Source organism: Streptomyces sp. 8N706, from assembly GCF_052245415.1.
Classification (GTDB): domain Bacteria; phylum Actinomycetota; class Actinomycetes; order Streptomycetales; family Streptomycetaceae; genus Streptomyces.
This window is the reverse complement of sequence record NZ_JBQQBW010000124.1, coordinates 1-18,391: the sequence shown is the minus strand read 5'-3', so window position 1 is coordinate 18,391 and position 18,391 is coordinate 1. Positions and strand designations below refer to the sequence as shown.

The window sequence follows — 18,391 nt, the reverse complement described above, 5'->3', positions numbered from 1 at the left end:
CCGGTCATCGGCGTCTGTGTGCACGGGCACGGGGCGGCAGCGTGACCCATGCCGGCCGAGGAGGGGCCGGGCCGGGGGAGCCCCCGCGAGGGCGCGGGTTCTCAGTCCTCCCGGGTGAATCCGGCGAAGTAGCTCGCCGCCATGTCCTCGTCGCCGTGGCCCGACCGCTCGGCCCGGCCGAGCCGCTCGGCACCGGCGGCCGCCAGGTCCATCCGTACACCGGCCCGCTCGCCCGCCTCCACGATGAGGCGGGCGTCCTTCACTGCTGTGGCGACGGTGAAGTTCGGCGTGTAGTCGCCGCTCATGATGGCCGCCGCCTTGGCGCGAAGGTATCCGCAGTCCAACGCGCCTCCCTCGACGGCCTCGAGGAAGGCCTGCGGTTCGACGCCCAGACCCTCGGCGAGGGCCAAGGCCTCCGCGGTGGCGTTGTTGAGGGCCAGCACCCAGCTGTTGCAGACCAGCTTGAGCCGGGTCGCCGCGCCGCTCGCACCGTCGTCGGCGATCCAGACGGTACGGCTGCCGATCGCGCCGAAGACCGGCGCCAGGGCGGGACGGGCCTCCTCCGGCCCGGCGGCCAGTACGGTCAACTGCCCGTTCTCGGCGGGCTGCCGGGTCCCGAGGACCGGGGCGTCGACGAACACCACATCGTGCTCGGCCGCGAAGGCGGCGAGCGGTTCGAGCGCGTCGAGTCCCGCCGTCGTGGTCTGGGCCCATACGGTCCCGGAGGCCAGGGCGGAGGCGGCGGACCGCACCGTGTCCAGCGCCGCCCGCCCGTCGTGAACCATGGTCAGAACGACATCGGCGCCCTCGACGGCCGCGGCCGGATCGTCCGCGATACGGGCCCCGTCGGCGGCGAGCGGCTCGGCCTTGTCGCGGGTACGGTTCCAGACCCGTACGTCCAGCCCGGCGCGGCAGAGGCTACGAGCCATCGCCGCACCCATGATGCCGGTGCCCAGCACTGCTACTGAGGTGTTGTCAGCCATATCGGCACGCTACGGCCTGGAGACCGCCCGGAGCCAAGACCGCGGAGACGACGTTCAGACCACCTGGTGCAGCCAGCGGACCGGCGCGCCCTCACCCGCGTAACGGAACGGCTCCAGCTCGTCGTCCCACGGCTTGCCGAGCAGCTTGGCGATCTCCGTCTCGAGCTCGGTCTCGCCGCGGCCCGCCCGGAGCAGCGCGGCGCGCAGCCGGTCCTCGGGGATGAGGATGTCGCCGTGAATGCCGGTGACGGCATGGAAGATGCCCAGCTCAGGGGTGGAGCTGTACCGCTCGCCCTCGGCTGTCGGGCAGGGCTCGGCGGTCACCTCGAAGCGGAGCAGATGCCAGCCGCGCAGCGCGGACGCCAGTTTGGACGCGGTGCCCGGCTCGCCCTGCCAGGAGAACTCGGCACGCCAGGTCCCGGGCGAGGCGGGCTGTCTGATCCAGTCCAGATTGACGCGCACGCCGAGCACGCCCGCGACAGCCCATTCGACGTGCGGGCACAGCGCGCGCGGTGCGGAGTGCACGTACAGAACTCCACGTGTCGTCACCCGGACCTCCAGTGTGGGACGAGGTTCGCCTTCCCCAGCGGCCTCGTGCCTGTACCGGTCGCGTTCAGGACAACACCTGACATTCTGCCCGAAAAGTCACTTCCGTACCAACTCCCGAGGTTACGTGCAGTAAACACCATGGGGAGTAAATCTCAGCAAAAGGGGCAGTATGTGACGTGATGTAATGCAACGGTTCCCGAGGTACACACGCTCAGCTGGGTCGACTGACCGTCAGGCCACTGCCCCAAGGCGCAGCAGACCGACTGCCACGGGGAAAAGCTACCGTGCGGCACGGCCCGAGGGGTGACGTACCGTCGGTCCCGGAGGGATATCCGCGAAGCATTCACTCGCGGGGACGGCACGAAACCTCCGAACGGGGAACGCCCGAGCGGCCCAATACGTCCCCCTGGGAGGAAAGCGGGAGGAAGCGGCCGACCGCTCGAGGGGAGCTGGGATGCGGGACACCTACCGACGCGGAAACCGGAGCCGCGCCGGCCGGACGCGTACCGGGGCCGCGGCCGCCGCACTCACCGCGGTGGCCGTGCTCACCGGGCTCACCGGCTGTGACAGCGGTGACGACTCCTCCGGTGGCAGGCACCGCGCCACCGGGAGCCCCCGCCCCAAGCCCACCCCCGTCTGGGACACCAGCCCCCGCTCCATCGCGGCGCTCGGCGACTCGATCACCCGGGGCTTCGACGCCTGCCTCGTCCTCGCCGACTGCCCCGAGGCCTCCTGGGCCACGGGCACGGACCCGCGGGTCCGGAGCCTGGCGCAGCGGCTGTTGAAGAAGCCTGAGGGTCGCAGCTGGAACTACGCGCACAGCGGAGCGCGGATGGCCGACCTGCCCCGACAGGTGACCGCGGCTGTCGCGCACAGGCCGGAGCTGGTGACCGTGATGCTGGGCGCGAACGACGCCTGCCGCGACAGCACCGCCCTGATGACCCCGGTCGCCACCTTCCGCTCGGACTTCGCGTCGTCGCTGAGGACCCTGCGGCGCGCCCTGCCCAAGACACAGGTGTATGTGACCAGCATCCCGGACCTGAAGAGGCTGTGGTCCGAGGGCCGGCGGAATCCGCTGGGCAAGCAGGTCTGGAGGCTGGGGATCTGCTCCTCGATGCTGAGCGAGCCGGATGCGATGGACCAGGCGGCGACGGCGCGGCGGCAGCAGGTGTACGACCGGGTGGTCGGGTACAACACCGCGCTGAAGGACGTCTGCGGCAAGGACCCGCTGTGCCGGTACGACGGAGGGGCGGTCTTCGGCTACCTCTTCACCGGTGAGCAGCTGAGCACCTGGGACTGGTTCCACCCGAGCAGGAACGGTCAGAGGCGGCTGGCGGAGATGGCATACCGCGCGATCACGGCGGAGCAGCCGGTCACTTAGCGCCGACTGCTCCGGCTCCCGGCTCCGGCCCGGCTCCGGCGCCGTTGTCCTACGCCCCCGGACGGTCGTGCACGGGCGCGCAGGTGCGTGCGGCCGTCACGCTGACGGCACCGGCACCCTGCCGCACTGAGCGCCGGACAGAGCGCCGCCTGAGGGATGGCGGGGCGCGGCGCCTGGCTCACGCGCCGGGTGCCGCGTCCTGACCGCTCTTGAACAGGGCGACCCGTACGCCGTCCTGCTCGTTTTCGCCGTCCTCGCCGTCCTGTCCGCTCTCCGGCGCCACCAGGTCCCGCGCCATCAGCGTCGCTCCGGCGACCGCGCCCGGCATCAGGAAGACCGCCACCAGGGGCACAAGGAAGAGCAGCACGAGCGGTACGCCGAAGCCGAGGGCCAGCGTCCGGCGTCCGCGGAGCAGGCCGAGGCGCTGCCTCAGACGCATGCCGCGGCGCTGGAGGGCGATGGCGGTGAGCTCCGCGGTCAGGAAGAAGCCGGAGACACAGAAGCCGAGTGCGGGTACCAGTGTCTGCCCGATGAGCGGGACGAAGCCCAGCGCGAAGAGCAGCATCCCGTAGAGAGCCACCCTCACCAGGACGGACAGGCTCTCCCGGGCGGAGATCAACAGCTCGCGCCAGAACGGGAGTCCGGACTCGGGCGCGGTGCCGTCCTCGGAGAGGTCGACCTTCTCGGAGAGCGACTCGTAGAAGGGCTGCCCGATCAGCAGGGTCAGGGCGGTGAAGGCGAGGACGGCGAACAGCAGCACGGCGGCGAACAGCAGGACGACGAGGAAGCCGCGGAAGAGGACCTGCCAGGGCGAGCCCCAGTCGTCGGCGAAGGGCGTGGCCCAGGCCGTCAGATCGTCGGCCCAGAACCCGAGTCCGACGAGCGCCGCGCCGTACAGCACCAGGGTGACGAGGGCGGGCAGCAGCCCGAAGGCCCACCACCGGCCGTGTGCGGCCGCCCAGCGCTGGCCCTTCACCAAGTAGCCGAACCCCGCCCGAAGATCACGCATGGGCTCAGCCTATCGGTCCGGTCATCGCCGCACGCCGGGCGGATGCCGGCGACCGGGGCCGGTCACCGCATGCCGGTCGGACGCCGTCGGCCGGATCAGTCGAAGCGGGCGGTGGCGAGGACGGCGCCGTCCGCTCCGACCAGACGAGCGCCCGCAAGGGTGGAGGGGTCGACCCGAGCGGGGGCGCCCCAGTAGCCGTGGTAGGCCTCGTAGCCCTTCAGCGTGAACGAGCCGACGGGGACGGTGCTGCCGTCGGTGCGGACGAGCTGACAGGAGACCTTGCCCTCCGCCGGGTAGGAGTCGAGGTCGATGGACATGTAGACCCAGCCCCCCGGGTCCGGGTGGGCGAAGACCTGCCCGGCGTGCTGGTCACCGGCGGTGAAGTCGGCCCTCATCACCGTGGCCCGGGAGGTGGCGGACGGCTGCGCGGGGTCGTCCTGGAGGGCGGTGCCCACGGCCCAGCCGCCGAAGCCGAACGCGATCGCCATGATCGCCGCGGCCACCGCCGCCCGGAACCTGCGCCGCCGGGGCCGGCGGTGCCGATGGACGGGCGGTACCTCGTCCGAGGACCGGTACGGCGGTACGTCCTCGCCCGAGGACCGGGACGGGGCCGGTGCCTCGCCGGAGCGCCCGCGGGCACGTTGCTCATCGGAAGGCCGCTGGGGGGACGGTGCCCCACGGGGAGGCCGGTGCGGGAGCCGCGCCCCGCCCGGCGGCCGGTGGGTGGGCGGCGCCTCGGCGGAGGCCCGCCGTCCGGACCGTCCGGAGACGCCCCGGCCGGACCCCCGGCCGGACAGCCCCAGGCGGGTGAGGACACGCTTCTCGAACCCGACGGGCGGCTCGCTGCCCGGCAGCAGGCTCAGCAGGCCGTCGCCCGCGAGCGTCAGCTGCTCGATCTGCTCCCGGCAGCCGGCACACCGGTCCAGGTGGGCGATCACAGCGGCCCGCTCCTGGCCGGGGAGGATGCCCAGCGCCAGCTCGGCGCCGAGATGCCTCAGCTCTTCGCAGGTCAGGTCACTCATGATCGTCTCGCTTCGATGCCCCGGCGACGCCGTCCGGCCCGGCACCGGGCGTCCCCGCCCCGAGCTGCCCGGCGCCGAGAGCTGTGCGCAGCTTCGCCATCGCGGCTCGGATACGCGTCTTGGCCGTGCCGACCGGAATCCGCTCGAAATCCGCCACCTGCCGGGCGGTCATCCCGTAGATCCCCGCCATCACCAAGGCCCGTGCCTGCTCCCGCGGCAGCCGCGCCACCGCCGCCCGTATCCGCGCCGCCGTCTCGTCGGCGACGGCCCGGTTCTCGGGTGTGTCGCTCACGATGTCGAGGAGGGAGTCGAGATCCTCGGGGGCGACGGGGGTGGGCTTACGGGTACGGACCGTGTCGATCGCCAGATTGTGGGCGATGACCGTCAGCCATGTCTTGACCGACCCGCGCCGGGAGTCGTACATCTGCGCGTGCCGCCAAGCGCGTTCGAAGGTCTGCTGGGCGATGTCCTCGGCGAGCTGGGGGTCGCTGACGACGGCGATCGCGACACCGTAGACCGTGCGCTGGAAGCGGCGCACGAACGCGACGGCGATCTCGGGGTCGCCGGTCGTGAGGCCCGCCAGCAGCGTCTCGTCCGCGGCACGCCCGAGGGGAAGCCCCATCCTCATATCCCTGGATACGGACGGGGCCACCGAGGGGATTGCCCGGCGGGCACGGCGGGGGACGTACGGGGTCATGACCGGCACCTCCCCCCATTCTCCTCCGTCCGGCCAATCCCGTAGGGCGGCTCTCCCGTATCCAGTGCAGGACCGGGAATGCCGTGAAGTCCGGAGGGCCGGAGGGCCGAGCCATGGCGAGGATCGTGACCGTCAGAAGGAGCCTCGGCGCGGGTATCGCCGCCGGAGTGATGGCGGGCGTGCTCGCCGCCTGCGGAGGCGGTGGGTCCAGCGGTGGCGGTGGATCCACGACGTCGACGCCCCCCATGAGCGGCCAGCCGAAGACGACGCGGGTGGACGTGAAGATGACCGACTACCGCTTCCAGATGGCCACGAAGACGTTCACGGCAGGCACCTACACCTTCGTCGCCGCGAACGACGGGCACCACCCGCACGCCATGGAGGTCCGGGGACAGGGCGAGGGCCAGCGCAGCACGACGGTCGGGCCCGGGCAGTCCACGACGCTGAAGGTGACGCTGAAGAAGGGCACCTACCAGGTCACCTGCCCCGTCGACAACCACACCGGGCTGGGCATGAAGACCCAGATCACCGTGGGCGGCACCGGAAGCCCCTCGGACGGGGACACCTCCGGGGGCTACGGTTACTGAGCTCCGCCGGTCTCCCAGGGGCGGGGCTCAGCCCACGGAGAGGCCGGTCGCCCACTCCGGGCGGCCGGCCGTATGCCCGCAGGGTGCCACGCGGCTCTGCGGGGAAGCGGGGAGCGGGCTGCGGGCTCGCCGGGAGCGGGCGCTACGAGCTCGCGTGCGTGTCCGAACTCGTGCGTGTACGAAGCGCGTGAGAAAGCGCGTGACCTCGAAGGCGGTGCCGTAACGAGCGCCACCCACCGACCGACGCTGTCCCCGGAGCGGTGCCGTACGAACGCCCCGCCGCACCGACAGGAGTGCCGTATACGACGCGTACCGCGGCTCGTACCCCCGGCCGCGACGGCCGGGGGTACGAGCCCAACGGTGTGCCGCGAAGGGTCAGTCGCCGAGAGCGACGATCATCTTTCCGGTGTTCTCGCCGCGAAGCATTCCGAGGAAGGCCTCGACGCCGTTCTCGATGCCCTCGACGACGGTCTCGCGGTACTTCAGCTCCCCGGAGCGGATCCAGGCGGACACCTCTTCGATGAACCGCGGCCGGAGCGCCGCGTGGTCATTCACGAGCATGCCCTGCATCCGGAGCCGCTTGCCGATGACCAGCGCGAGGTTGCGCGGCGCGGGGGTCGGCTCGGTCGCGTTGTACTGCGCGATCATGCCGCAGACGGTGATACGGCCGTGCACCTTGAGGGAGCTGATCGCCGCCTCGAGGTGCTCGCCGCCGACGTTGTCGAAGTAGACGTCGATGCCGTCGGGGGCGGCTTCCTTGAGCTGCTCGGCCACCGGGCCGTCCTTGTAGTTGAAGGCGGCGTCGAAGCCGTACTCCTCCACGAGCAGCTTGACCTTGTCGGCGGAGCCCGCGCTGCCGATGACCCGCGAGGCCCCCTTCAGCCTGGCGATCTGGCCGACCTGGCTGCCGACCGCGCCCGCGGCGCCGGAGACGAACACCGCGTCGCCCTCCTCGAAAGAGGCGACCTCCAGCAGACCGGAGTAGGCGGTGAGGCCGGGCATGCCGAGTACGCCGAGGTAGGCGCTGAGCGGGGCCAGATCCGGGTCGGCCTTCGCGGCGTGGGCGCCGTCGACGACGGCGTACTCCCGCCAGCCGAGGCCGTGCAGCACGTGGTCGCCGGGCTGGATGCCCTCGGCGTTCGAGGCCAGGACCCGTCCGATCGCACCCCCGTCCATCGGCCCGTCCAGCGGGAAGGGCGGCACGTACGACTTCACGTCGTTCATCCGGCCGCGCATGTACGGGTCCACGGACATATGGGTGTTACGGACCAGGATCTGGCCGGGGCCGGGCTCGGGGATCGCGGCCTCGCGGAGGGCGAAGTCCTCCGGCTTCGGCCAGCCGTGCGGGCGTGCGACGAGGTGCCATTCACGGCCGGTCTTCGGCAGTTCGGACATGGGGCGGACGCCTCCTTCTGCCCCAGCTTCGCTGAGGGCAATGCTTCAGGAACATAAACAACCATGCGCCTAGATGTTTTAGGTTGTCAAGTAAACCGGTAACCTGGCCGCCATGGCCACTCGCCCCGACCCCCTGACCCGCGAGGTCGTCGAGCTCATCGGCACCGTCATGGCCCGCTACCACGACGAGTACGAGGAAGCCGCGGCCGAGTACGCCCTCACCGGCTCCCAGGCGCGGGTGCTGGGACTCCTCTCCCAGGAGCCGATGCCCATGCGCCGGATAGCTCAGAGGCTCAAGTGCGAGCCCTCGAATGTCACCGGTATCGTCGACCGGCTGGAGGCCCGCGGTCTCGTCGAGCGCCGGCCGGACCCTGCCGACCGCCGGGTAAAGCTGGCCGCGCCGACGGACGAGGGCCGGGCGACAGCCTCCCGGCTGCGCGACGCGCTGGACTTCGCCAGGGAGCCGCTCGCGGAGCTGTCCGCCGAGGAGCGGACCATGCTGCGCGACCTGCTCCGCCGGATGCTCGGCGCCGAGGGCACCTGACCGCACCGCCGGGCACTTCTTCCGCCCGGGAGGCCCTTGCGGGACTCTCCACCGGAGCGTTCCGCACCCTTCGCGGCCCGAGCACAGGGACGGCGCCCTCGGCGCTACGTCTGAAACACGCCCTAGCTGCACCACCACAGGAAGCGGGTGCAGGTGGGGCGCGGTTCGGGCGGGGGCGGGGGCGGGGGTTTCGTGGACGACGGGGCCGGGGCCGGTGGTGCCGAGGACTTCGGCGGCGGCGGAGGCGCCTGCGTCGCGGGGTCGGAGGCGGGGGTGCTGCGGTTCGCCGAAGGGGTGTCCCGGGAGCTGGGCGGGCCGCTGCTCTCACCTTTCTTCTTCCGCTCGGCCTTCTCTTCGCTGTCCTTGGAGCTCGCACTCTCCGAGGGGTCGGCGCTGGGCCCGCCGCCGTCGGAGGTCGGTGACGCGTCGGCGGAACCGCCCGGCGCGCTCGGTTTCCGGCTGCGTGCCGGGTCCTCCGACACATTCGCGGCGGAGTCGTTGCCCCAGGGGGTCGGAAGGCTTCCCTCGGTGGCGACCTCGGCCACGGTCAGCACCACCAGCGCGAGCCCGAGCACCGCGGCGACGCCCGCGACCCGGCGGCCCCGGCCGCGCCGCCCCCGGCGGCCCCGCGAGGGGCGTTCTCGCCGGCCGCGGTGGCCGCCGCGCCCGGCACGGCGGTCCCGGGCGGCCAGGCGTTCGGCCCGCCGCCCCGCCGGTTCGGAGGGCTCGTTCCGCGCGGGCTCCTCCTCGGCCGCGGGCGCCTCGCGGCGTGGCGCGAGGTCCTCGATGGACGCGCCACACCCGGGGCAGGACAGCGCGCCGTTGAGGTGCCGTTGGCAGAAGGAGCAGTAATCCATGGCGCCCGCAGGTTATGTGCCCGCCGGTAACGAATGAAGTGGCATCCTGTGAGGATTCCGTGTCGGCCCGCGCGCCGGGATGACGGAAACGCCGACAGATGCGGACCGATACCCCCAACGGCAGGGACCGGATGCCGAAGTTCCGACGCCCGTCGCGGGCACCGGCGGATCCTATTGCTCCGGTTCCGCCGTTCCCTCCGCTTCCGCTTCCGATTCGGCTCTACGACCCGTTTTCCGCCTGTCACTCCGGGCCGCGGCTACCCTTCCGGTTCCGCCAGCTCTCCGCGCAGCCGCTGTGCCCGTAACACCAGCTCCAGTTCGAAGCGGCGGTCCGGATCGTCCACATCGTCGCCCCAGAGCTCCCGGATCTGCCGCAGCCGGTAGCGGACGGTCTGCGGGTGCACCCCCAGCCGGGCGGCGACCTCCGGCGCGCCGCCCCTCGTCTCCAGCCAGGCCAGCAGCGTCTCGGCGAGCCGGCGGCCGTGCGCGGGACCGCGTGCGGCGAGCGGCGCGAGACGGCGGCGCGAAAGGTCCTCGATCAGCTCCTCCGGAGGCAGCAGCACCAGCGCCTCGGTGTGCTCGGTGCAGTGCAGCACCTGCCCCGACGGCAGCAGACCGCGGTCCATCAACCGCACCGCGGTCGCGGCCCAGCGCAAGGACTTGGCGGCCTCGGCCGGCGGCACCGGCGGCCCGATCGCACCCGACCATCCCGTCATCGCACGGCGCAGCAGCTCCGCCCGGCCGGCCGCGTCCGGCTCCGGTACGACCATGCGCGGCTGTTCCAACTCCATGTCCAGGAGCACGTCCGGGCCCACGGCCGGGGCGACGGCCTCCCGGGCGGGGCGCAGCAGCACCGCCACGGCGACCTGGGAGGGCAGCCGCCAGCCGATCCTGGCGGCGCGTTCGGTGAGGGCGTCGGTGGGGTCGGCGCGGTGCTCGGAGAACAGCAGCTCCATGAGACGGCGCTGGAGCCGCAGCCGCTCGCCCGCCTGCCGCGCGAAGGCCTCGGCGTGGCCGCGTACGGACTGGGCGACGAGCCCGTCGAGGTATTCGAAGCCGGACTCGACGAGTTCGTACATGGCGGGCGGCGGGATCTCGGCCTCCTGTCCGATCTCGGCGAGGCGGCGCCAGGCCAGCCGTACGCCCAGGCGGTAGATCGCCTGCAGGGAGTCGAGGCTGCGGCCCTGGAGCACCTCTCCGCGCCCGAAGTCCTGGAAGACCTCGGGGTGGACGCTCGGCCCTCCGCGTCCGCGGGCCAGGTGTTCGACGAAGTGCTCCAGCGCCCGCCGGATGCCCACCAGGGCCATCGGCTCGCCGGATTCGTCGACGACGAGAGGGAGCCCGGGGTACTCGCGGCGGATTTCGCGCAGGATGTCCTGGGCCAGCTCGGGGACTTCTTTCATGGCGAGGGAGGCGAACTGCCGGACGCGTAATCGTGGTACGTCCTGCCAGGCCGAACGCGCGGCCACGGTCGTTCACCGCCCCGGGGACGGCGGCGCGTCCGGGAAGGACACGAGCGGCACGTTCGGCTGTTCCGGGGTGGCGTCCAGGGCGGCGACGATTCCGGCAGCCGCCCCTGCGGCCAGGGCCGCGGCGGCCACACAGGTCAGGGCGGCGGCGAGCAATCTGTGCATGGGACGGCGAGCCTCTCTGCTCGGTGAGGGAGGACGTCCAGCGCACCGGCCCGGCCCGGTGGTCGCCAGTGTGAGAGCAGCATTGACACTCCGTCAAGTGTCGGCCTACGGTTCCCGGCCATAGCCCCTCCGGGGTGGCCGGCCGGCGCGACGCCGCGGGCCCGGCTCCCCGCGGCTGAACGCGCACGCTCGGAACACCCCCGCCCCCCAGGAGTGCCGTATGCGCCGTTCCTCCTCACCCGGCGACCGCCCCTCACCAGGACGCTTACGGCCGCCCCCGCCGGTGCTGCCCCTGCTCCTCCTGGGAGCGGGGGTCTTCCTGCTGGTCCTCTCCGCGCTGCTGGTCCGGTACGTCGGGCCGCGCGCGGAACGTACCCCCATCGATGTGGACGTGACCACGGTCTTCACCGGCCGGGGCAGTTACTTCGACGTGGACGCCCTGGCCGTGAAGGACAACCAGAGGATCACGGTCACCCGCCGGGTGCTGGGCGATGTCGCCGACAGCGAGCGCAGCGGCAGGGCGGTGTGGGACGTCTCCACGGCCATCGACACCCCGCGGACACTGCCGCTGAAAGATCCGCGCAGATCGCTCCAGTGGACGACCGAGCGGTGGGTCACCGACCGCCGTACCAATCTGCCGGTGCACTGCTGCGAGGAGAGCCCGGCCTTCGGCGGCGAGGCGTACCTGAAGTTCCCCTTCGATCTGCAGAAGCGCGGCTACAGCTGGTGGGACAGCACGCTGGGCGCCACCGTTCCCCTCCGGTTCGCGGGCACCACGAAGGTCCAGGGGTACGAGGGCTATCGCTTCACCGGGACCGTGAAGCCGACCAGGACCGGCAGCCGTCAGGTGCCGGGGCTGCTGGTCGGCCGTCCGGGGCGGGGGCAGGTCCTGGCCGAGGAGTGGTACGCCAACACCGGCATCGAGCTGGTCGCCGACCGGCGCACCGGCCGGATCATCAACGCGGTGATCGCGCCGAGGAAGACGCTGCGCGCGCCCGGCGGCAGACGCGACGCGGTCACCCTGCTGCGGAGCGGCAGGCTGGAGTTCACCGACGCGACCCAGCGCACACAGGTGGATCTGGCGTCCGCGGACAGCGGCAGGCTCGAACTCCTCGACCGGACGGTGCCGTTGGGTGGCAGCGCCGCGGGCGCCGCGTTCACCGCGGCCGGGGCGGCCCTGCTGGTCCGCCGCCGCCGTCCATCCGGAACCCGAACGTCACCGCCCCCGGCCGACGGCACCGCGGGCGTCGTCCACGGGGAGCCGGGGGCCTGACAACGCCGGTACGCGACCCGACCGCCGCAGCCGGGCTGCCGTCGCCGTACGCGTCGTCCCGCCCCGCATGCATGCGCCCCGTCCATGCCCGGCCAGAGCCCACCCGTCTCCGCCCGGCAAGGACGCGTGGTGCGGAGGACGGACGCGTGGTGCGGCGTGGGCCCCGTCCGCCCGGAATGAACACACACCGAAATGATGACTCGTCAGCTCACGCGGGGCCGGAAATTGTCATCCCGGTGAGTAGCCGGACCGAACAGAGGGGCGAAAACTATCCACCCCACGCCACCTGCCGCCCACCACCCCCCGGACGTCACCCTGCGCGGACGGCAGCGCGTCACCCACCCCCCATCGGTTCCGCACCCTGAGACGAGTTGGAGCTCATATGCCCCAGCACGTACCTCCCCTGGCCTCCGGCCCGGGGAACCCCACACTCGTACGGCCCGCCGCTCCCGTCCCCGCCGTCTCCTCCCCGTCCCCCCTCCCCCGCCGTGTCGTCTTCCTCGCCCGTCGCGACCTGGGCAACCCCGCGGCAGGCGGCTCCGAACTGCTGATCGACCGTATCGCCGAAGGCCTCACCTCGTACGGTCACCAGGTCACGCTCCTGTGCGGCGGACCCGCCGCGTACCGCGACTACCGCGTGGTCTCCGCGGGCGGCGACGCGGGCCACTTCCTGCGCGCCAAGCGGGCGTTCGCGCGGCAGGTCGGCGACTGCGACCTGCTCGTCGAGGTCTGCAACGGCATGCCCTACCTCGCCCCGCTCTGGCACCGCGGCCCCACGCTGTGCCTGGTCAATCATGTCCACACCGACCTGTGGGGGATGCGGTACCCCCGCCCCGCCGCCCGCCTCGGCCGCAGGCTGGAGCACTGGGCCCTGGCCGGCACCCACCGCGGCAATCTCATGGTCGCCGTCTCCGGCTCCACCGCCTCCGCGTTACACGCCATCGGTGTTCCCCGGGACCGGATCAGAGTCGTCCACAACGGCGTCGAGGAGCCGGGCCCGCTCCGTCCGAAGTCCCCGGAGCCGCTGTTCCTGGCCATGGGGCGGCTGGTGGAGTACAAACGGATCGATCTGCTGCTCCGGCTGTGGGAACGGGTCCGCCCGGTCACCGGCGGGCGGCTCGTCGTCGTCGGCGACGGGCCCGAGCGGCAGCGGCTCGAGGCCCTGGCCGGGCCAGGTGTGGTGTTCACCGGCCGGGTCTCCGAGGCGGAGAAGCACCGGCTGCTGTGCGAGGCGTGGCTGCTGCTCCACCCCTCCCTCGTCGAGGGGTGGGGCCTGGTGGTCACCGAGGCGGCGGCCCGTGCGACTCCGGCCGTCGGCTTCGACATCCCCGGTCTGCGGGACTCCGTCGAGGCCGGGGTGACGGGGCTGCTGGCGCGCGGTGAGAGCTCGTTCGCCGCCGCCTGGTGCACCCTCGCGCTCAGCGCGGAGCGGCGGGCCGCCCTCGGGCGGGCCGCCGCTCTGCGTGCCTCGCGCTACCGCTGGAGCGCCACGGTCCGGCAGTTCCGGGCCGTGGCCGCCGAGGCGTATACGGCCCATGGCGGAGCCGCACAGCCGGGGCGGTGACCGGCCGTGCAGGAGCTCATCCTCAAGGACCCCTCCCTGCGCAGATCCCTCACGCTCTTCCGGGCGTTCCTGCGCGAACAGGCCGAACCCGACCCCTGCTACACGCTGCTCGCTCGGGACGCCGCCGACCAGTTGGAGCGCTACGGTCCGCTGGCGGGCAGGGTCGTCGTCGATGTCGGCGGGGGCAGCGGGCACTTCACCGCGGAGTTCCGCCGGCGCGGCGCGCACAGCTATCTCTTCGAGCCCGACCCGCGCGAACTCTCCGCGCGGGGGCGGCTTCCCGAGGGTGCGGTGGTCGCCGACGGCTATCTGCTGCCCCTCGCCGACGCCGCGGCCGATGTGTGCTTCTCCTCCAACGTCCTGGAACATGTGGCCGATCCGCCGACCTTTCTCAGCGAGTTGGTGCGGGTGACCCGGCCGGGCGGGCTGATCTATGTGTCGTTCACCAACTGGCTCTCGCCCTGGGGCGGTCACGAGACGGCCCCCTGGCACTATCTCGGCGCCGACCGGGCACGGAAGCGCTACCGACGGCGTACGGGGCTGACCGCCAAGCACACCCTCGGCGAGAACCTCTTCCCCATCCACATCGGCCCCACCCTCCGGCACGTACGCGGCCGCAGCGACGTGAGCGTGATCGCGGCCCGCTCCCGCTACTGGCCGTTCCTCCCGGACGTGGTCACGCGAGTGCCGGGGCTGCGCGAAATCGCCACCTGGAACCTCCTCCTCATCCTCCGGCGGTCGCCATGACTTCGAGCAGTCTGCTGCCCCACCCCGAACCCCCGTCCCCGGGGGAGCCGTCCCCGGGGGAGCCGTCCCCGGGGGAGCCGGGACGGCCCCGGTCGGGCGGACGCACCGCGAGGCACCGCCCCGCACCGCCGCCCGCACAACCGCGCCGCCGGCTGTTCTGGTTCTGGGCGGCCGTTCTCGCGGCCTTCCTCGCCCCCTCACCGGGGAAGATCACATTCGAGACCAAGCTGGGTGTGCCCCTGGACCCGCTGCGGTTCCTCGGGGACCTCGGTGAGCTGTGGCACGACCGGGCGGGCTTCGGCGGCCTCGCCGACCAGTACATCGGCTATGCCTTCCCCACGCTCCCGTACTACGCGCTGATGGACCTCGTCCACGTCCCGGTCTGGGTGGCCGAACGGCTCTGGCTGTCGATCATCGTCACCACCGCTTTCTGGGGGGCGTCGCGGCTGGCCGAGCGGCTGCGCGTGGGCACCCCCGCAACGCGTCTGCTCGGCGCGGCCGCGTACGCGCTGTGGCCGACGTTCACCATCGTCATCGGCTCGACCTCGGCCGCCGCACTGCCCGGCGCGCTGCTGCCGTGGGTCCTGCTGCCCCTGACCTCCCGCACCCGGAGCCCCCGGACCGCCGCCGCCCGCTCCGCGCTGCTGATCCCCTTCATGGGCGGAGTGAACGCGGCCTCGACCCTCGCCTCACTGCTGCCCGTCGGGCTGTATCTGCTCAGCCGCCCCGGCGGGCCGCGCAAGCGCACGCTGATCGCCTGGTGGGTCCCCGGCGTCCTGCTCGCCACCGCCTGGTGGGTGGTGCCCCTGCTGCTGCTCGGCGTCTACGGCGAGAACTTCATGCCGTACGTCGAGCAGGCGGACACCACCACCGCCACGATGTCCGTGACCGAGATGCTGCGCGGCGCGGGCAACTGGGTCGCCTATCTGCACTTCGGCGAACCCTGGCTGCCCGCGGGCTGGACCGTGGTCAGCGCCGTCGTCACCGTGCTCTCCTCCGCCCTCGCCGCCGCGCTCGGGCTCGGCGGCCTGGCCCGCCGGGACCTGCCCGAGCGCCGCTGCCTGCTGCTCACCCTGCTGGCCGTCGCCCTCATCACCCTGGCGGGATACGGCGGTGCGCTCGGCGGCCCCTTCCACGGCGCCGTACGGGACTGGCTCGACGGGACGCTCAGGCCCTTCCGCAACATCTACAAGTTCCAGCCGGGCCTCGCCCTGGCGCTGGCCCTGGGGCTGGCCCATCTGACGGCGGTGGCCGCGGAACGGCGCGGCACCCGCCCGCTCCCGGGCCGCCGCTTCGCCCCCGCGATCGCCGCGCTGCTGGTCCTCCCCGGGCTGGCCTGGCCGTACGTCAACGGCGGCATCCTCCAGCCCGGCGCGTTCGAGAAGCTGCCGAGCCACTGGAGCAGGGCCGCGGCCTGGCTGAAGACCCACGCGCACGACCACCGCGCCCTCGTCGTGCCCGCCACCGCGCACGGCATCCACACCTGGGGCTCGCCCATCGACCAGCCGCTGGATGTGCTCGCCGAGTCCCGGTGGGCGCAGCGCGACTACGTACCGTTCGGCACCGCGGGCTCGCGCCGCGCGATGGACGCCGTCGAGCAGGCACTGATGTCCGGGGGCGAAGTGCCGGGCTTGCGCGACTTCCTGGCGCGCGCCGGACTCCGCACCGTCGTCGTACGCAACGATCTCGACCCGGACCAGATCGGCTACGTACCGCCGCAGACCGTGAGACGCACCCTGGAGAAATCCGGGTTCCGCAGGGTCACCGGCTTCGGTCCGCTGCTCACCGGCGGCCGTATCCCCGGCGACACCCCGCTCCAGGTGCAGGGGCTCTTCCCCCGGCAGCAGGCGGTGGAGATCTACGAGCCGGCCGGGGGGCGGAGCGAACGGCCAGGCCCCGTCGCACTGCGGCCCGCCGCCGCCACCGCGCTCGTCAGCGGCGGGCCGGAGGCGCTGCTCCAGCTGTCCGCCGACCCGGGGATGAGGGACCGTCCGGCCGTACTGACCGGCGACCGCCACCCCGGCGTCGCCACCCCGGCGCTCCAGGCGGTGGCGGACGGGCTGCGCCGCGCAGACACCCGCTTCGGGCTCGTCAACTCCAACACCTCCTACACCTATACGGCGCGGGAGCGGAATCACTCCCGCAGCGTCCAGGACCCGGGGGCGGAGCCACGGCAGATCCTCCCGGCCCGCGGGACCGGGCACCAGACGACGGCGGTGCTGCGCGGCGCGCGGTCGGTGACCGCCTCCAGCAGCGGCAACTGGCTGTTCCATCTGCCGCAGTACGACCCGGTGAACGCCTTCGACGGCAACCCGGACACGGCTTGGGCGGAGGGCAGCCCGGGGCGCCCGGAGGGCGAGTGGCTGCGGATCGACTTCTCCGCGCGCACCGCCGTACCGTCCTCGATCCAGCTGACGCCGCTGCCCGGGGACGGCATGCGCGCGGCGCCCACGCTCGTCCGCGTCGAGACCGACCGGGGCAGTGCCGACAGCCCGTTGCAGCCCAACGGCGCCCCGCAGGCCGTCAAGGCGCCTGCCGGTCACGCGAGTTGGCTGCGCGTGCGGATCCTCGCCTCCCAGCAGGCCGGACCCGGGCTGTCCGGAGCCGGTTTCTCGGCGGTGTCGGTCCCGGGTGTGCAGGTCACGCGGTTGCTGGCGCTGCCACGGGACGCGGAGCGCACGGACGCGCCCGCCGAGGTGTACTCACTGCACCGCGGAAGCGACCCCGGGGGGCTCTCCCCGGCCTCGGCGGAGGTCGGCCTGCACCGGCAGTTCGGCACCCCGGCCGCCGGTGACTACCGCGTAACGGCCAAGGCGCTGGCCGTGCCCGGCGACGCGCTGGACCGGCTGCTGGACCGGGTGGCACCGGGGCAGCGGAAGCGGATCACCGCCTCGGCCGACTCCACGAGCCGTACCGGCATCTCGCTCAGCCCGCGCAATCTGGTGGACGGCGATCTGACGACGGCGTGGATCGCCGGTGACCGGCCCGTCATCCATCTGCGCTGGCCGGGGAGGAAGAGGATCGGTGAAATCGTCTTCGCGGCGGCGGGCGGGGTGTCCACCCGGCCCGAGGAGGTCCTCATCAGCTCCCCGGACGGGGCGGCGACGGCAGGCGTGGACCGCGACGGCCGGGCGCGCTTCGACCCGATCCGCACCGACCGGCTCGACATCACCGTCAGCCGCACCGCGCCGCTCACCGTCCACAACCCGGTCGCGGACGCGCAGTTGCAGCTGCCGGTGGGACTGAGCGAGGTGTACGTGCCCGCCCTGGAGGATCTGCGGGTGCCACGGCCGGGGCCCGACGAGAGGTTCTCGGTGCCCTGCGGTGAGGGACCGCCGCTGGCGGTCGACGGCACGCTGCACGCGACCAAGGCCTCCGGTCTCGTACGGGATCTGACCGAGCGGCGGCCGGTCGCTGTCGAGCTGTGCGCGGGCGAGGCCGGGAAGGGAAGCCTGGGACTGGCCGCCGGGCGCCACCGCGTGGAGGCCGGTGACGCGGGGCCGCTCGCGCTGACCGATGTCACTCTGGCCCGGGGTGAGCCTCGCGCGGTGACGGCGGAGAGCCGCCCGGTCGAGGCGCTGGACTGGCGCGGCGACCGCCGCACGGTACGGGTCGGCGCGGGCGGGACCTCGTACCTCCAGACGTACGAGAACGCCAACGACGGCTGGAAGGCCACCCTGGACGGCAGGGAGTTGACGCCGCTGCGCCTGGACGGCTGGCAGCAGGCCTGGCTCATACCGGCCGGTGAAGGCGGAACGGTGTCCCTGGAGTACGAGCCGGCGCGGCTGTACGAGGCCGGGCTGATCGGTGGCGCGGTGGGCGTGGCGGTTCTGGTGGCGTCGGCCTTCATCCGTCGGCGGCCCGTCTCCGGCGTGGCGGGCGCCAGGGACATGGGGGCTGCTGCCCCGGGCACAACCGCCCCGGATGCGGGGGCCGCCACGGACCGGGAGATCGTGACGGACGGCGAGACCGCCCCCGGCAGGGGGCTCGCCACCAACGGACCGCCGCCCGACCCCGGCAGGGGACTCTCCACCGACCGACCCCCGCCTGCCCCCGGGCCGCTGATCGGCACGGTGGCCCTGACGGCCGTCCTCGCCCTGATCGCGGGCCCGATGGCCCTGATCGTGCCCGCACTCGCCGTGGTGGCCC

The 18,391-nt window shown here is 73.0% G+C and carries 16 protein-coding genes; 7 read left to right on the top strand and 9 right to left on the bottom strand.

All coding sequences use genetic code 11. The features are described from left to right. Positions 1-101: 101 nt before the first annotated feature. Together ACTWQE_RS29590 and ACTWQE_RS29585 are read right to left on the bottom strand one after the other, a co-directional pair. A complete protein-coding gene (locus ACTWQE_RS29590; protein ID WP_443332151.1) occupies positions 102-983 on the bottom strand; it encodes an NAD(P)-dependent oxidoreductase in 882 nt (293 codons plus the stop codon). Between the two features lie 54 nt (positions 984-1,037). Next, a complete protein-coding gene (locus tag ACTWQE_RS29585; RefSeq protein WP_443332150.1) occupies positions 1,038-1,532 on the bottom strand; it encodes a DUF3145 domain-containing protein in 495 nt (164 codons plus the stop codon). A 454-nt stretch (positions 1,533-1,986) separates the two neighbouring features. Between ACTWQE_RS29585 and ACTWQE_RS29580 the strand changes: the two genes are divergently transcribed. Beyond that, on the top strand, positions 1,987-2,913 hold the full coding sequence (locus ACTWQE_RS29580; protein WP_443332149.1) for an SGNH/GDSL hydrolase family protein: 927 nt from the start codon (positions 1,987-1,989) through the stop codon (positions 2,911-2,913). A 178-nt stretch (positions 2,914-3,091) separates the two neighbouring features. Here ACTWQE_RS29580 and ACTWQE_RS29575 read toward each other — a convergent pair whose 3' ends face one another. From ACTWQE_RS29575 to ACTWQE_RS29565, 3 genes are all read right to left on the bottom strand, one after another. Beyond that, entirely contained in the window at positions 3,092-3,922 is an 831-nt protein-coding gene (locus ACTWQE_RS29575) for an EI24 domain-containing protein (RefSeq protein WP_443332148.1), read from the bottom strand. 95 nt (positions 3,923-4,017) lie between these two features. After that, positions 4,018-4,944: a hypothetical protein gene (locus tag ACTWQE_RS29570; RefSeq protein WP_443332147.1), complete on the bottom strand. Its 927-nt coding sequence runs from the start codon at positions 4,942-4,944 to the stop codon at positions 4,018-4,020. Then, complete coding sequence (locus ACTWQE_RS29565) at positions 4,937-5,566, bottom strand: RNA polymerase sigma factor (RefSeq protein WP_443332146.1); 630 nt, start codon at positions 5,564-5,566, stop codon at positions 4,937-4,939. Before ACTWQE_RS29565 ends, ACTWQE_RS29570 begins: the two co-directional genes overlap by 8 nt. A gap of 188 nt (positions 5,567-5,754) precedes the next feature. Here ACTWQE_RS29565 and ACTWQE_RS29560 point away from each other — a divergent pair, with 188 nt between their 5' ends. After that, a complete protein-coding gene (locus tag ACTWQE_RS29560) occupies positions 5,755-6,228 on the top strand; it encodes a cupredoxin domain-containing protein (RefSeq protein WP_443332145.1) in 474 nt (157 codons plus the stop codon). A gap of 375 nt (positions 6,229-6,603) precedes the next feature. On the opposite strand, the gene ACTWQE_RS29555 is transcribed toward ACTWQE_RS29560, so the two are convergent. Beyond that, complete coding sequence (locus ACTWQE_RS29555; RefSeq protein ID WP_443332144.1) at positions 6,604-7,623, bottom strand: NADP-dependent oxidoreductase; 1,020 nt, start codon at positions 7,621-7,623, stop codon at positions 6,604-6,606. Between the two features lie 112 nt (positions 7,624-7,735). Here ACTWQE_RS29555 and ACTWQE_RS29550 point away from each other — a divergent pair, with 112 nt between their 5' ends. Beyond that, complete coding sequence (locus tag ACTWQE_RS29550; RefSeq protein WP_443332143.1) at positions 7,736-8,167, top strand: MarR family winged helix-turn-helix transcriptional regulator; 432 nt, start codon at positions 7,736-7,738, stop codon at positions 8,165-8,167. A gap of 122 nt (positions 8,168-8,289) precedes the next feature. On the opposite strand, the gene ACTWQE_RS29545 is transcribed toward ACTWQE_RS29550, so the two are convergent. From ACTWQE_RS29545 to ACTWQE_RS29535, 3 genes are all read right to left on the bottom strand, one after another. Next, positions 8,290-9,024: an SCO2400 family protein gene (locus tag ACTWQE_RS29545; RefSeq protein ID WP_443332142.1), complete on the bottom strand. Its 735-nt coding sequence runs from the start codon at positions 9,022-9,024 to the stop codon at positions 8,290-8,292. A 257-nt stretch (positions 9,025-9,281) separates the two neighbouring features. Beyond that, positions 9,282-10,493, bottom strand: coding sequence for a PucR family transcriptional regulator (locus ACTWQE_RS29540; RefSeq protein WP_443332141.1), 1,212 nt, complete (start codon positions 10,491-10,493; stop codon positions 9,282-9,284). Positions 10,494-10,499: 6 nt separating this feature from the next. Continuing rightward, positions 10,500-10,658: a hypothetical protein gene (locus ACTWQE_RS29535; RefSeq protein ID WP_443332140.1), complete on the bottom strand. Its 159-nt coding sequence runs from the start codon at positions 10,656-10,658 to the stop codon at positions 10,500-10,502. 220 nt (positions 10,659-10,878) lie between these two features. Here ACTWQE_RS29535 and ACTWQE_RS29530 point away from each other — a divergent pair, with 220 nt between their 5' ends. The 4 genes from ACTWQE_RS29530 to ACTWQE_RS29515 all read left to right on the top strand — a co-directional run. Next, positions 10,879-11,931, top strand: a complete 1,053-nt coding sequence (locus ACTWQE_RS29530; RefSeq protein ID WP_443332139.1) for a DUF3068 domain-containing protein — start codon at positions 10,879-10,881, stop codon at positions 11,929-11,931. A gap of 382 nt (positions 11,932-12,313) precedes the next feature. Next, on the top strand, positions 12,314-13,495 hold the full coding sequence (locus tag ACTWQE_RS29525) for a glycosyltransferase family 4 protein (RefSeq protein WP_443332138.1): 1,182 nt from the start codon (positions 12,314-12,316) through the stop codon (positions 13,493-13,495). 6 nt (positions 13,496-13,501) lie between these two features. Further along, on the top strand, positions 13,502-14,242 hold the full coding sequence (locus tag ACTWQE_RS29520; protein WP_443332137.1) for a class I SAM-dependent methyltransferase: 741 nt from the start codon (positions 13,502-13,504) through the stop codon (positions 14,240-14,242). After that, the coding region (locus ACTWQE_RS29515; RefSeq protein WP_443332136.1) for an alpha-(1->3)-arabinofuranosyltransferase domain-containing protein at positions 14,239-18,391 on the top strand (4,153 nt) is incomplete at its 3' end. The genes ACTWQE_RS29520 and ACTWQE_RS29515, both read left to right, overlap by 4 nt.